At 70.9% G+C, this 14,603-nt stretch carries 8 protein-coding genes and 1 rRNA gene (1 of these 9 cut by a window edge); 2 read left to right on the top strand and 7 right to left on the bottom strand.

Going from position 1 to position 14,603, the window contains the following annotated elements; genetic code table 11:
- Positions 1-289: ribosomal RNA gene (locus AC1G9L_RS00840) — 16S ribosomal RNA — on the bottom strand; it reaches 1,256 nt to the left of the window's first position.
- Positions 290-981: 692 nt separating this feature from the next.
- Here AC1G9L_RS00840 and AC1G9L_RS00835 point away from each other — a divergent pair.
- Positions 982-2,160, top strand: a complete 1,179-nt coding sequence (locus AC1G9L_RS00835) for a benzoate/H(+) symporter BenE family transporter (protein ID WP_019801006.1) — start codon at positions 982-984, stop codon at positions 2,158-2,160.
- Positions 2,161-2,181: 21 nt separating this feature from the next.
- Here the strand turns inward: AC1G9L_RS00835 and bphP are convergent, their stop codons facing one another.
- The 5 genes from bphP to AC1G9L_RS00810 form a co-directional block, all read right to left on the bottom strand.
- Complete coding sequence (bphP, locus tag AC1G9L_RS00830) at positions 2,182-4,086, bottom strand: bacteriophytochrome BphP (RefSeq protein ID WP_019801005.1); 1,905 nt, start codon at positions 4,084-4,086, stop codon at positions 2,182-2,184.
- Complete coding sequence (locus tag AC1G9L_RS00825; protein ID WP_481070001.1) at positions 4,083-4,682, bottom strand: biliverdin-producing heme oxygenase; 600 nt, start codon at positions 4,680-4,682, stop codon at positions 4,083-4,085. The genes bphP and AC1G9L_RS00825 overlap by 4 nt, the downstream gene beginning before the upstream one ends.
- A gap of 157 nt (positions 4,683-4,839) precedes the next feature.
- Positions 4,840-6,090: a TCR/Tet family MFS transporter gene (locus tag AC1G9L_RS00820; RefSeq protein WP_481070000.1), complete on the bottom strand. Its 1,251-nt coding sequence runs from the start codon at positions 6,088-6,090 to the stop codon at positions 4,840-4,842.
- A gap of 675 nt (positions 6,091-6,765) precedes the next feature.
- Positions 6,766-9,066 carry a lytic murein transglycosylase gene (locus AC1G9L_RS00815; protein ID WP_481069999.1) on the bottom strand — a complete coding sequence of 767 codons (2,301 nt, stop codon included), beginning with the start codon at positions 9,064-9,066 and terminating at the stop codon, positions 6,766-6,768.
- A 266-nt stretch (positions 9,067-9,332) separates the two neighbouring features.
- Complete coding sequence (locus AC1G9L_RS00810; protein WP_019800734.1) at positions 9,333-9,725, bottom strand: YchJ family metal-binding protein; 393 nt, start codon at positions 9,723-9,725, stop codon at positions 9,333-9,335.
- A gap of 96 nt (positions 9,726-9,821) precedes the next feature.
- Here AC1G9L_RS00810 and AC1G9L_RS00805 point away from each other — a divergent pair, with 96 nt between their 5' ends.
- The gene (locus AC1G9L_RS00805; protein ID WP_010340843.1) at positions 9,822-10,595 is read left to right on the top strand and encodes a sulfite exporter TauE/SafE family protein; all 774 of its coding nucleotides are present in this window, start codon (positions 9,822-9,824) and stop codon (positions 10,593-10,595) included.
- Between the two features lie 82 nt (positions 10,596-10,677).
- Here the strand turns inward: AC1G9L_RS00805 and AC1G9L_RS00800 are convergent, their stop codons facing one another.
- Positions 10,678-14,505, bottom strand: a complete 3,828-nt coding sequence (locus AC1G9L_RS00800) for an ATP-binding protein (RefSeq protein WP_481069997.1) — start codon at positions 14,503-14,505, stop codon at positions 10,678-10,680.
- Positions 14,506-14,603: the final 98 nt, after the last annotated feature.

Below are 14,603 nucleotides of genomic sequence, written 5' to 3'. Positions count from 1 at the left end.
CTACGGATCGTCGCCTTGGTGGGCCTTTACCCCGCCAACTAGCTAATCCGACATCGGCTCATCTATCCGCGCGAAGCCCGAAGGTCCTCCGCTTTCACCCTAAGGTCGTATGCGGTATTAGCGTAAGTTTCCCTACGTTATCCCCCACGAAAAGGTAGATTCCGATGTATTCCTCACCCGTCCGCCACTCGCCACCCAGAGAGCAAGCTCTCCTGTGCTGCCGTTCGACTTGCATGTGTTAGGCCTGCCGCCAGCGTTCACTCTGAGCCAGGATCAAACTCTTCACTTAAAACTACATGCCCGAAGGCAAAAGCTTTGATATGCAGAGTTCAAACCAAGCTACGTATCGCTTGCAAAGCAATTGATTTGTTGCTCTTGATTCGAACGTCTGCAAGATGGACATACTTCCATCTGCAGGCGTCCTCACAAGTTACCTGCGCACACTGTCAAAGAACCTCGGGGCCGGCCTCAGCGCCTTTCCCTTTTTCGCCCCGACGTTTCCGTCCGAGTGAGCCGCCCATTATAGCGGGCTTTTTGTTTCCGTCAACACCTCATTTCGAGGCGGTTGACGCCGGTTCGTCTTCAAACCCGAAGGCTTTTCGTCGAACCGAGCCGCCCATCATAGCGGCTTTTTTCTTGCCGTCAACACCTTTTGATCAGGTGGTTGACGCCGCTTCTTCGTCCAAACCCGTAGGCTTTTCCTCGAAGCTAGCCGGCCATATTAGCCGACTTTTTCATGCTGTCAACACCCGATGTTCGCTAGGTGTTTCCGGCCCCGCCGGCCTCTGTCGTGCCGAAACTCGGCAGCTGCGTAGCGGGCCGCGCAGTTTAATGGCACTGGAAAAAAGGTCAACCGTTTTTTTTCGAGTCCTTGCAGCGCTGCGTCCTGCCCGGCTCTCTCCTCTATTGGTGAAGGCACGGCACGGCCGATCGCCGGCGTTTGCCCGAGAATGCAGCCTGCGCTCCACCATGGGATTCCGCATGACCGCTGCTGCACGCTCGCTCTGGCGCGACGCCTCGCTGCCCGCGCTGATCGCCGGCTTCGTCACCGTGCTGGTCGGCTTCACCAGTTCGGCGGCGATCGTGTTCGAGGCCGCGCGCAGCGTCGGCGCCTCGCAGGCGCAGATCGCCTCCTGGATGTGGGCGCTGGGGCTGGGCATGGGCCTGACCTGCATCGGGTTGTCGCTGCGCTACCGGATGCCGGTGGTCACCGCCTGGTCCACGCCCGGCGCCGCCTTGCTGATCGGTAGTGGTGGCGGCCTGCCGCTGTCCGATGCGATCGGCGCGTTCGTGGTGGTGGCGGTGTTGTCCACGCTCGCCGGGTTTTCCGGCCTGTTCGAACGCCTGCTGCGGCGCATTCCGCTGTCGCTGGCCTCGGCGATGCTGGCCGGGGTGTTGCTGCGCTTCGGCCTGGACGTGTTCGTGGCGATGCAGCACCAGCTCAGCATGGCGCTGGCGATGTTCGCCACCTATCTGCTCGGGCGCCGCGCCTTCCCGCGCTATGCGGTGATCGCCACGCTGCTGGTCGGCACCGCCGTGGCCGCGGGCACGGGCACGCTGCATCTGGAGGCGGCGCATCTGAGCGTGGCGCAGCCGGTGCTGGTCTGGCCGACGCTGTCGTGGCAGGCGCTGTTCGGGATCGCGCTGCCGCTTTTCGTGGTGACGATGACCTCGCAGAACCTGCCTGGGGTCGCGGCGATCCGCGCGTCCGGCTATGCGGTGCCGATCTCGCCGACCATCGGCTGGATCGGCGTGGTCAACACGCTGCTGGCGCCGTTCGGCGCCTACGGGCTGAACCTGGCGGCGATCACCGCGGCGATCTGCATGGGCCGCGAAGCGCAGGAAGATCCGCAGCGGCGCTACATGGCCGCGGTGTTCGCCGGGCTCTTCTATGTGCTGATCGGCGTGTTCGGCGCCACGGTGGCGGCGCTGTTCGCGGCCTTTCCGCGGGAGCTGGTGATGGCCATCGCCGGCATCGCGCTGTTTGGCACCATCGGCAACAGCCTGGCCTCAGCGCTGCGCGAGGAACACGAGCGCGAGCCGGCGCTGATCGCGTTCCTGGTCACCGCCTCGGGCCTGTCGCTGTTCGGTATCGGCGCGGCGCTCTGGGGGCTGCTGGCCGGCGCGGCGACGCTGGCGCTGTGGCGGCGCACGCGTTGAGCGTGCGCCGCGGACGATGACTCAGCGCGGATCGCGCAACTGCAGCAACCAGTGGCTGGACACGCCGGAGTGATCGGGCAGCGGTTCGAAGTCGAACTGGCGGTGCACGGCCGTGCTGCCGTCCACGCGCAGCGGCAGGGTGACGTAGGCCGCGCGCCCCTGCCGCAGCAGGGTGTCGATGCGCTGGGTTTCGAGCAGCACGGCATCGCTGGCGTACAGGCGCTCCAGGTCGCAGCCGATCAGGTCGGCGACCTCGCGCCCGTACAGTGCGGCGAAGGCCTCGTTGACGAAGGCCAGGCGGCTGGGCCGCGGGCCGTCGCCGCGCTCGACGATCGCCACCGGTTCGCGCAGCCGCGACAGCGAAGCCTCCAGCAGGGCGAAATCCTGCTGGAAGCGCTTGCGCTCCATCAGTTCGATCAGCACCCGCAGGCTGCGCGCCGATTCCAGGCTGATCGGCGACCACGGCAGCGCGCGTCCGCGCACGGTCTCCTGCCACAGGTCGAAGCTCTTGCGCGGCGACAGCCGCGAGCCGGCGATGTCCTGCAGCTTGGCCAGCTGCGGATTGCCGGCCCAGTTGACCGTGCGCACCTGTTCGCGGCGGGTCCACAGCAGGGCGCTGCGCGCCTGCGGCATCAGCGGCACGAAGATGAAGCCGGCGGCCAGCGGCGCCAGATCGGCCAGCGCCGGGAAGGTCTCGCCGATCTGGTCCGAGTGCAGCGCGCCGACCGCGTCGTGGCGCAGCGCTTCGTGATGGGTGGACTCGATCTGTTCGCGGATCCGCGCCAGGTCCTCGGTCGACGGCAGCATGCCGTGGCGGGTGACGTGGTCGCCATGGAACACCGCCACGCCGTCGGCATCGACCACGTCGAGCAGGTCCGAGGCCATCTCGTCGAGCATGGGCGCGGTCAGCATCTCGGCGTCGTTGAAGTTGGTGATCAGCTTCTCGCGCACGGTCAGCAGCACCGACTCGGTCCGCGCGCGCGCCACCGCGGTGATCGCACCGATGCGCCCGGCCAGCGCCCGGCTCAGCGCATCGGCGACATCGCGCATCTCGTGGTTGCAGAAATACGGGCGGTAGTGATGGCAGGCGATCAGCCCCCACAGCGCGTCGTTGACCACGATCGAGGCCACCAGGGTGGCGGTGACGCCCATGTTGGCCAGGTATTCCAGATGCACCGGCGACACGCTGCGCAGGCTGACATCGCTCAGGTCCACCGGCGCGCGCAGGCGCGGATGCAGGGTGGGCTGGATCGGCGACGGCACGTAGCCGACGTTGGCGATCTGGCGCACGCGGTTGCGCAGGTACAGCGCGCGGGCCTGCGCCGGAATGTCGCTGGCCGGATAGTGCAGACCGAGATACGGCTCCAGCTCCGCCGCGCGCGCTTCGGCGACCACGTCGCCGTTCCAGTCGTCGTCGAAGCGGTAGATCATCACCCGGTCGTAGCCGATCAGGCTGCGCAGGCTCTTGGCGGCGCGCTGGCAGGCGTCCTCGATGCTGTGGTCGGTCTCCAGCCGGCGCAGCACCGGCAGCGCTTCGCGCAGGGTGGCGTCGGCCAGCGGCGCATCGCGCGGCTCCAGTTCCAGCAACCACTGCTCCGGATACAGATGCCAGGCACCGACCCAGCGCTGCGTCGCGGCCGCGTCCTTGAACCCCACTTCGACATAGGCCAGGTCGCTGCGCTCGGCCGCGTCGGGCAGCAGCCGCGTGCGCGGATCCTCCAGCACGAGAAGGGTGTCGTAGCGCTGTCCGAGCAGTGCATCCAACGGCCGGCCGAACAGGTCGGCGGCGCTGGCGCTGGCCTGGACGATGCGCCCGTCCTGCGGCTCGATCACCAGCAGCACGCCGTGCGGCTGCACCGATCCAGGAATATGGATGGGCTCGCGTGCGCAGGCGTCCATGTCCAGGGGCACGACGATGTCGCTCATGCGGCGATCTCCAGGGCGAAGTGGGTATGGAAGTGCGCGAACATGCTGCGGGCGCCGTCGACCGCGGCCTGCCGCAGCGGCGCGCTCGGCAAGGCCTGCTCCAGGCGCTGCTGGAAATGCCGCCAGGCGGCCGGGTCGGCATGGCCGAGTTCGAAATAGGACAGCGCCGGCGCGGCGGCGGGCAGGCTCTGCCGCAGGTGCCGGGCGATCACCCGCCCGCCCAGGCGCGAGCCTTCGACCACGTAGAGCATGCCCCAACGCGCGCCGGCGTCGACGGCTGGCGGCAGCGGCTGCGGCGCTGGCGGGGTTGCCTGCAGGGCATGCAGATCCTGCGTCAGCAGCGGGGTGCGCGGCTGGTACCGCCACTGTGCATCGCCGCAGTCGCGCAGCCAGGCCGCTTCGCGCTGTTCCCAGCCGGCCAGCACCGCGTGATGGCGACGCAGCAGCTGCACGTAGGCGGACAACGACAGCGCCGGATCCATCAGAGCGCGCATCGCCGGCAGGTCTTCCACCGCCTGGTGCTGCTGCGCAGTGGCCTCGCGCAGCAGGCGCGCAGCGGTCAACGGCAGGGCGGTTCCGTCGGGAGGGGACATCATGCAGGCGACTGGTACAGCAGCCGGCCGGCCGCGACGAAAGAGAGGACACAGCGTAACAATCGCGACCGCGCGGTGCCAGGCGAGGCCGCGCGCGAGCCGCGACGCCCATCCCAGCAAGCTGAGCCGTTCATGCCGGCCGCGCTGCCTGAGCAGCGCCTCAGCCGGCGGCCACCCCGGCAGCCGGCACCCGCGCGCGGCGCCAGGCCACGATCCAGCCGCCGCCCAGCAGCAGCGCCGCCAGCAGCCACGGCACGCCGGGGAAGTGCAGCAGCGCGTGCGGGCCGATGAAGGCGGCGAACACCCATGCGTACAGCAACGGCCCGATCACCCCGGCCAGGCTGACCAGGCTCATCAGCGCACCCTGGATGCGCCCCTGCGCGTCGGCGCCGACGTGGCGGGTGACGATCGCCTGCGCCGCCGGCCCGGCCACCGCCCACAGCGCGCTGATCGGCACGCCGAGCAGGAACAGCGCGCCGCTGCCGGCCACGCTGTAGATGGCGAAGCCGATCACGCCGCAGCCCAGGCCGAACAGCAGCGCGCCGCGCTCGCCGAAGCGGCGCACCACCCGCGCCACCAGCACGGCGTTGACCACGATGCTGCACACGCCGACCAGGGCCAGCACCCAGCTGACCTGTTTCGGTCCCCAGCCGAAACGGTAATCGGCGAACAGCACGAAGATGCTCGGGTAGACGTAGTGCGCCAGATTGGCCAGGAAGATCACCGCGGCCAGCGCGAACACCTGCGGGTAGCGCTGCAGCAGGCGCAGCGCGCCGAACGGATTGGCGTGCGCCCAGTCCACCCGCGCGGTTCGCCGCTCCGGCGCCAACGATTCGGGCAGCACCCACAGGCCGTAGAGGAAGTTGAGCAGGGCCAGCCCGGCGGCGAACCAGAACGGCGCGCGCAGGTGCAGGCTGCCGAGCCAGCCGCCCAGCAGCGGACCGACCACGAAGCCCACGCCGAACGCGGCGCCGATGATGCCGTAGGCCTGGGCGCGCTTGTCGGGCGGGGTGATGTCGGCGATGTAGGCGTTGGCCGAGGTGAAGCTGGCCGAGAACACGCCGGAGACCATGCGCGCCAGCAGCAGCACCGGCAGGCTCTGCGCCAGCGCCATCACCATGAAGTCCACGCCCAGCCCGAGGCACGAGGCCAGGATCACCGGGCGCCGGCCGTAGCGGTCGGACAGCGCGCCCTGCAGCGGCGAGCTGACGAACTGCAGCGCGGCAAACAGGAAGCCGAACCAGCCGACCCAGCGGGCCGCGGCAGCGAAATCGCCGCCGGTGAAGCCGCGCACGAGCGTGGGCAGCACCGGGATGATGACGCCGAAGGACAGCACGTCGATCAGCAGGGTGACGAAGATGAAGGCGACCGCGGCGCGGCGTGAGCGGACAGCGGGAGTCGGAGCGTGCACGGCGGGCCTCCTGGCGGACGCGGCAGTGTAATCGGCGCCGCTACGGGTGCGGGAGGTCGGAGTGGATAGCGCCGCTTCCTGCCACCTCGCGGTGGCTGGGCCGGGTGCGGTTGGCGCAATCTGATCGCGAGCGGCGTAGGTCGTCGCGTCGGGACTGAAGTCCCTCCCACAATGGGAGGCTGGCCGATCGCGCGCTGGACTGAAGCCCCTCTCGCATCACCGCGGAGGCAGAAGGTGGAAGGCGGACGAGACAGATGCAGCCGCGGCCGCAGAGGCCATCGCGTTGGGACTGAACAGCACCTCCAATAACCTGCATCCGCCGCCATCGAGGTCGGATACGGATTGCACGGTAGGAGCGGCTTCAGCCGCGACCGGGCTTTTATCGGGAACGCCCGTCGCGGCTGAAGCCGCTCCTACGGGACGCTTCCTGCGATGATTGGGATGCCAGGACGTCTGCGCGCTGACCCGATTGCATCGGCACCACGTCCGGCTACCCCGAGCGACTCCCCTCTCCCGTCGGGAGAGGGGTCGGGGATGAGGGTCCGGCGGAGGCAGCGGCGTCACTCATGCCACCAAGGCGCGGCGGCGCAGCAGTTACGGCTGGGCCGTCACCAATGCCCACTACCAGTCCGCAGCGGGTGGTGCCGCCGTCCGGCCGGGGTCACTCGGCCGGGATCACAACGCCACGACGGAAATCGTCTGCTGCAACACGTGCTGGGCGCCAGGCGCCAGTTCGATCACCTCGGGTCCGGCGTTGGCCGCTTCCAGGCACACGAACTGGCGCCAGTGCGGACCGACGTCGGCCATCTTCTGTGCGCCGGCCTCGCCCGGGTTCCAGGCCACCAGGGTGCGGCTGCCGGTGGTGGCGATCTCGATGCGGCGCTGCAGGCCCGGGTCCAGCAGGGTGTAGCGGCCGCCGGCACCGGTGTAGATGCGGTCGCTGCGGCCAGGGTCGCGCGGATCCTGCAGGCTCCAGTCGCCGTGCTGGCGATGCGCGGTGGCGTAGTTCTCGAACTTGTCCAGGTACTCCAGGCCGTCCAGGCCCTGCACCCGCACCTGGGTGGCGTCGGCGACGCGGAAGTAGTTGTGCAGCGCCTGGGTGAAGCGGGCGGGCGCGGTGCCGACGTTGTCGGTGACCAGGCGCTGCTCCAGGGTGGCGCCGATGCGCAGCTGCATGCGCAGGCGCAGCGGCAGGTCGTCGAAGTCCGGCGGCGCCAGGGTCAGCACCAGCGTGCCATCGGCCTCGCGCCGTGCGTCCTGCAACTGCCACGGCACGGTGCGCACGAAGCCGTGCGCGGGGACGGCATCGCTCTGGCCCTGGCGGCCGAAGTATGGCCAGCACACCGGGGTGCCACCGCGGATCGGGGTCGGCGTGGGCTGCGCGCTCGGCGACAGCCACAGCGCGTCGGTGCCGCCCTTGGGCACGAACGACAGCACCTGGCCGCCGAACAGGCTGATCGCGGCGGTGGATTGCGGGGTCTCCACCAGCAGCGAGGGGTAGCCGTGGAAGTCGCCTGCGCTCAGGCCGGGGACGTCGGACATGGGATGGATGCTCCGTGGCGCGGGGGATTGGACGAAGGCCGGGTAGGCGGCCGGCAACCGGAATGCGGTGGGCGGCGTGCCGCCGAATGGCGTCGGGGCCGGCGTCCCGGTGGGGACCGGCGTCGGTGCGAGTGCGGGTGACGATGCCGGTGCGGGCGATTGCGGCGACGGCGGCGGCGTAGCCGGTGGCGTCACCGGTGCCGCAGGCGCGCCGCCGGCCTCGCGGCGCAGCGCGTCGAGGATGCGTTGCCCGGCGCGGCCGTCGGCCGGCTGCAGGCCCAGCCGCTGTTGCTCGGCCTGGATCGCGCGGCGGGTGGCGGTGCCGATGGCGCCGTCGGCCTGGCCGATGGCGTGACCGCGCGCCAGCAGCAGGGTCTGCAGTTCGCGCCGCTCGGGGCGGCCCAGGCCGGGGTCGTCGGTCGGCCAGGCGGCGACCAGCCCGGGCTTGCCGCGCAGCCGGTCGGACAGCAGCGCGATCGCCAGCGCATAGCTTTCGGCGGCGTTGTAGGCGTAGATCGCGTCGTAGTTGCGGAACACCAGGAACGCCGGGCCGGGCACGCCGGCCGGGATCAGCACCGCTGCCGGGGTCTGCGCGGCCAGTGCCGGCAGCGCGCTGCCGTCGGCGGCGGTGAGGCCGCGCGCGCGCCAGTCCGACAACGGCCGGCGCTGGGTACGCCCGGCCAGCGCCGGGTCGAAACCGTCCGGCAACTTCACTTCCAGCCCCCACGGCTGGCCGCTCTGCCAGCCGGCCAGCTTCAGGTAGTTGGCAGTGGAGGCCAGCGCATCGGGAATGCTGGCGACCAGATCGCGGCGGCCGTCGCCATCGCCGTCCACGGCGACGCGGGCGTAGGTGCTGGGCATGAACTGGGTATGGCCGAAGGCGCCGGCCCAGGAGCCGGTCAGGCCCTCGGAGCGCAGGTCGCCGGCCTGCAGCAGCTTCAGCAGGGCGAACAGTTCGCTGCGGAAGAACGGCTGGCGGCGGCCTTCGCAGGACAGGGTCAGCAGCGACACCAGCAGCGGGCGCTTGCCGGAGATGCGGCCGTAGTCGCTCTCCACGCCCCACACCGCCACCACCGTCTCCGGGTCCACGCCGTACTGTTGCGCCACCTGCGCGAGCAGGTCGCGGTGCGCGGCGAGCATGGCGCGGCCGTCGTCGATGCGCTGGCTGTCGACCAGGCCCGCCAGGTAATCCCAGATCGGCGTGGTGAACTCGGGCTGGGCGTCGAGCAGCGGCAGCACGCTCGGATCCGGCTGCAGGCCGGCGGTGAAGCGATCGAACGACGCCTCGGCGACGCCCGCCTTCGCCGCGGCCGGGCGCAGGCCGGCCACGCAGCTGGCGAAGGCCGGATCGGGCGTGGACGGCGCCGCCGCGGGTGGGGTCTGCGCGAGCGCGCACGGGGCCGCCAGCAGCAGGATCCAGGCCAAACGCATCATCGCAACATCCTCGCCGACGGCAGGGCCGACATCATAAACAACCGCCGCGTGTGCACTCCGCTCACGTGGTGTGGGCGGAAGACGGCGCGCGACCGGCACTGCGGTCTGCGTGTGGCTTGGTTGGAAGATCGCGCGACGCGGAGCCTCGGCAGGCATGGCGTTCGCTATCCGCAGCGCTCGTTCCAGGCGCAAGAGGACCGACGACAGCCCTGCAAACGAACGGGCGGAGCGCGGTCGTCCGCACCGCCAGCGCGACGCGTGCCGGTTCAGTCCAGCGCGTCGAGGTAGTACCAGCGCCCGTCCTCGCGCACGAAGCGGCTGTGCTCGGTCATGCGCACAGCGCTGCCGCCGCCGATGCGATAGCGCGCCAGGAAGGCGACCTCGGCGCTGTCGGCGCCGGTCTGCAGCACGCGCTGCACGGTGAGGCCGAGCCAGACCGTGCGCGGGTCGATTTCCACCTGCGGCGGGCAGGTGGACGGATGCCAGCTCGCACGCAGGTAGTCGGCGTCCTGGCGCACGTAGGCGCTGTAGCGCGAGCGCATCAAGGATTCGGCATCCGGCGCCGCGGCGCCGGCGTGGTACGGCCCGCAGCACTGCGCATAGTCGCGCGGACGGCCGCAGGGACAGGGATCGGCAAGGCGCGGGGCGGACGGTGGCATGTGCCGATTGTGCCGGCTGGCGCGCCAACGCGCACGCCGCGCGCGCGTTGCGGACGGTGGCGGCTATGCTTGCGGCCCCTTGCGCGGAGCGCCGGCGTGCTCGAGTCGATCCCCACCGAACTGCCCTGGCTGCTGTGCATCGCCTTCGTCGCCGGGCTGGTGGACGCGGCGGTGGGCGGCGGCGGCCTGATCCAGTTGCCCGGGCTGTTCGCGACCCTGCCGCAACAGGCACCGGCCGTGGTGCTGGGCACCAACAAGTTCAGCGCCATGGCCGGCACCGGCACCGCCGCCTGGCGCTACGCGCGCCATGTGCGCCTGCCGTGGCGGCCGGTGCTGTACGCGACCGCGACGGCGTTCGTATTCGCCTTCCTCGGCGCCACCGCAGTAAGCCTGCTGCCGAAACAGGCGGTGCGCCCGCTGATCCTGGTGCTGCTGATCGCGATGCTGGGCTACACGCTGGTCAAGAAGGACTTCGGCGCGCTGCACCGCCCACGCCACATCGGGCGCCGCGAACTGGCGATCGCGCTGGCGATCGGCGCGGCGATCGGGTTCTACGACGGCTTCTTCGGCCCGGGCACCGGCAGCTTCCTGATCTTTCTGTTCATCCGCTTCTTCGGCCTGGATTTCCTGCGCGCCTCGGCCGCCTCGAAGGTGGTGAACCTGGCCACCAACCTGGCGGCGCTGTGCTTCTTCGTGCCCAGCGGCAAGATCCTGCTGGCCGCGGCGGTGCCGATGGCCGTGGCCAACGTGGCCGGCGCGGTGACCGGCACGCGGCTGGCGCTGCGCGGCGGCACGCCGCTGATCCGGCAGTTGTTCCTGGTGCTGGTGGTGGTGCTGATCGGCAAGATGGGCTGGGATCTGCTGCACTGAGTGCAGCGCGGTTGCCGCGTGCCTGTCCTCCCAACGCGGCGGCCGCGCGCGTGCCCGTGGGCACACGCGGGCCAGCACCGGCTCAGCCGTCGCGGCGCTTGGCGGTCGCGGGAGGCGTCTTGCGCGCCGCAGGCTTGGCAGCCTTGGCCGGCTTCGCAGGTTTGCGGGCTGCGGCGGCTTTCGCGGTCTTCGCTGACGCCGACCGCGTGGCGGGCTGAGTTGCCGTGGACGGACGTGCCGCCGCTGCGGCGGACTTGCGTGGCGCCTTCGCCGACGCGGCCTTGGCAGCAGGCGTCGTGGCAGCCGTGCTGGCACGTTTGCCGGGCGTCGCTGGCGAGGTCTTGCGCGCGGTCGGTGGTTTGCCGCCGTTGCCGCGGCCATCGTCCGCCTTGCCGGATGCGCGCGCCGGCGTGGCAACGGCGTCTGCGGTGGCCTCCGCGGTTGCGTCCGCTGCGGCAGCGGTCGGCGGCAGCGGCAGCTCGGCGCCGGCCTGGTCCACCGCCGCGGTCGGCTCCGCCGCAGGCACAGCCGCCTCGTTGCGGCTGCGCTCGGGCAGCTTCAACCGATGCGCCTGCTCGTCGTATTCGATCAGCAGCACGCCGGAGTTGTGGCGGCCGCTGATCTCGACGAAGCAGGCGCCGCCGATGAACGGCTCCAGCGTCATCACCGACTTCAGCGGCGTGGCCACCACCATCTGGAAGCCGAAGTTCTCGAAGATGTTCATCGCCAGCGCGGTGAACTCGTTGTCGGCCTTGTCGAAGGCCTCGTCCAGCACCACCGCGGCGTAGCGCGGCAGCTCGCCGTCCTCGCCGCCGAGCTGGTAGCGCAGCGCCGCGGCCAGGCAGGTGGTGGCCAGCTTCTGCCGCTGGCCGCCGGACTTGCCGGCGCCGCTGCGGTAGATCTCCACCTGGGCGCGGCTGTCCGCGTCCAGTTCCACGCCGACGAACTCCACGTGCTGGCGCACGTCCAGCACCTGCTCGCGCCAGCGCCGCAGCTCCGGCTCCTGCGCGCCGAGCCGCTGCACCAGCCCGCGCAGCATGGCGAACTGCGCCTCGGCAAGGGCGCGGTCCTCGGTCTGCTGATGGCCGAGCACGGCGCGCAACTGCTGCTGGAACTCCTGCACCTCGAGCAGGCGCCGGTCGCTGACCTCGATGGTCAGCAGGGTGCCGCGGTTGAACGGTACCTGCTCCAGGCTGGCGTTGACCTCGTCCATGCGCTGCTTGATCGCCTTGTGCGCTTCGGCGGTGTAGCGCTGCAGGGCCAGCAGGTTGTTCTTGCTCTGGGTCTGCAGCAGGTCGAAGAAGCGGCCTTCGTGGCGCGGCAGGCCGTCGCTCTCCAGCCGCTGCAGGCGCGCCAGGAAATCGTCGGCGCTGGCCAGGCTGACGGTGAAGTCGCCGCTGTCCTCCGGCCACTGCTGGCAGTAGCGGCGGAAGCAGTCCAGCACCTGCTGGCTCAGCCGCGCATCCTGCGCCTGGCTCTGCGCCAGCTGTTCGCCGAGCCCGCGCTCGACGCTGCGCAGATGCGCCTCCAGGTTGTCCAGGCTCAGCGGCGGCAGCGCCGCCAGCCGCGCGTCCAGCCCTGCGACCTGCGCCGGGCCGATCACTGCGGTGGCCACACGTGCGGCGCAGGTCTCGCGCTGCGCTTCCAGACGCGCGCGCTCGCGGCTCACCTGCGCGCGCTCCAGGCGCACGTCCTCGTAGGTGCGGCGCGCCTGGTCGCGGCGCGCGCGGACAGTGGCGATCTGCTCGCCCAGCGCACGCAGCGCGGTGTCGCCCTCGCGCAGTTGCAGCAGTTGCTCGGCGATGTCGCTCAGGCGCTGCAGCTTGGGCGCCACGTCGATCTCGTCCCACTCGCGCTCGGCCAGGGTGTGCGCGGCCAGTTGCCGGCCCTGGTCCTGTTCGCGCTGCTTGCGCAGGGCGGCCACGTCGGCGTCGCAGGCGGCGATGCGCTGCGCCAGGGTCTGCCCCTCGCGCTCGAAGACCTTGAGCTTGTCGCGGTTGTCGTAGCCGAGCAGCCAGCGCTTGCGGTCGCCGACCGCGTGGCGGTCGTCCTTCTCGTAGCGGTCGCCCGGATGCTTGACCTGGCCCTCGCGGGTGATCGCACGCTCGGCATCGCGCAATTGCGCCACGGTATCGACGCAGGTGTAGTCGAAACGCCGCGCCAGCTCCTGGCGCAACCACGGCGCATAGGCATGGTCGCGCAGCTCCAGCTTGCGCAGCAGCGACTTCGCATCGGGCTCGCGCTGTTGCAGCGGCGCGTTGTGGCGCACGCGGAAGTACACCAGGCGGGTGCCGAGCTGGGTCTTGTTGACCCAGTCGGCGACGCTGGCGTAGTGGCGTTCGTCGACCAGCAGCGACTGCGCGAAGCCATGCAGCACGCGCTCGATCGCGCCGCGCCAGGCGGCCTGGTCGGCGTCCACCTGCACCAGCTCGCCGACGAACGGCAGGGCGGCTTCGGACAGGCCGGTCTCGGCGCACAGCCGCGCGCGCAGCGCCTGCATCGGCGCGGGAATGCTCGAGGGCGCCTTCAGCAGCGCCTCGATCTCGGTGCGGATCGCCGCGAAGCGGCGCTCGTCCTCGCGGCGCTCGGCCATGCGTTCGGCGATCGCCTCGTCCAGGCTGCTGGCCTCGCCGGCGACGCCGTCGCGCAGCGCGCGCGCTTGCGCCACCTGCTCGGCGAAGCCGCTGGCGCTGCCTGCCAGGCCCATGCCGAGCTGGCGGCAGGCCTGTTCGACCTGGCTGCGGCGGCGCATGCGCTCGTCGCGCTCGCGCTCGACGCGGCCGCGTTCGCGTTCCAGCGCCTCGACCTGTTCGCCGCCCTGCGCGCGCTGCTGGGTCTCCAGCTCGGCCAGGGTCTGCTCGTGGTTGTCCAGCGCTTCGCGGCGCTGGCCTTCCTCGCCGGCCAGGCCGCGGTCCTGGGTGTCCAGTTCCTGCAGGCGTGCATCGAGCAGGGCCAGGCGGCGCTGCTCGCGGTAGCCGTCGATGCCGAGCTGCAGTTCGCGCAACTCGCCGACGCTGTGGCGCAACGCAAGCAGTTCGGCGTGGTAGTCGCGCGCCGGGGCCAGGGTTTCCACCTGGCGCCGCGCGGTCACGACCGCGTGGTGGGCGCCGTCCAGTTCGGCGAAATCCTCGACCAGCCGGTCGGCCGCCTCGAAGGTGCGCGGCTCGTCGAGCATGAAGCTGCGCAGGAACGCGTTGAGATCGCCCAGGTTCTTCGCCGACTGGGTCTTGTGCAGCAGCCGCAGCGCCATCTCGTTGCCGATGCCGAGCAGGTGGCGGAAGCGCTCGGCGTAGCCGGCGAAGCTGTCGAAGTGGTGCACGTCCTCGCCCAGGCGCAGCTTGAGCCGGCGCAGGTCCAGGTCGAAGCCGTCCAGCTCGGCGGCCACGTCGAAGCCGCGCGGCACCACCATGTAGTGCTTGCGCACGTCGGCCGCGGCGGTGCCGCTGCCGGCGATCCAGAACAGCCGCACCAGGCTGACCGCCTGGCCGTGGGCATTGCGGTATTCCAGCGCCAGCGCCGACCAGGTCGCGCCCTTTCGCAGATACTGGGTGGCGATCTCGCCGGAGGCGCTGTCCTGCTGGTCGGCCCAGGCGCCGCGCACGTAGGACACCAGGCTGCGGTCGCGGCCGCTGCGCTCGGCCTCGCGCGCGGCGGCGTTGAAGTCGACGATGCTCGGCGGCGTCAGCAGCGCCGACATCGCGTCGAGCAGGGTCGACTTGCCCGAACCGGAGCGGCCGACGAACAGGAAGCCCTTCTCGGCGATCGGCACGTCGGTCAGGCCGTTGAAGGTGCCCCAGTTGTGCACCTGCAGGCGGCGCATGCGGTATTGCTGCGCGCGTTGCTCGGCCAGGGTCTCGGCGAACAGGGACGGGGCGACGGGGACGGTGGACGATTCGGACAGGGACGTCATCGGAAGCTCATCGGGAAAACGGACGCGGCCCCAGGGTGGGCCGCAGGGCCGGCGCGCAGCGGCCGGCAGGCGCGGACACGGCCGCTAGCCGTGCACGC

Source organism: Xanthomonas sp. NCPPB 1132 (genome assembly GCF_056629235.1).
Note: the sequence above shows the minus strand (reverse complement) of the source record. Positions and strands in the feature narration are given on the sequence as shown.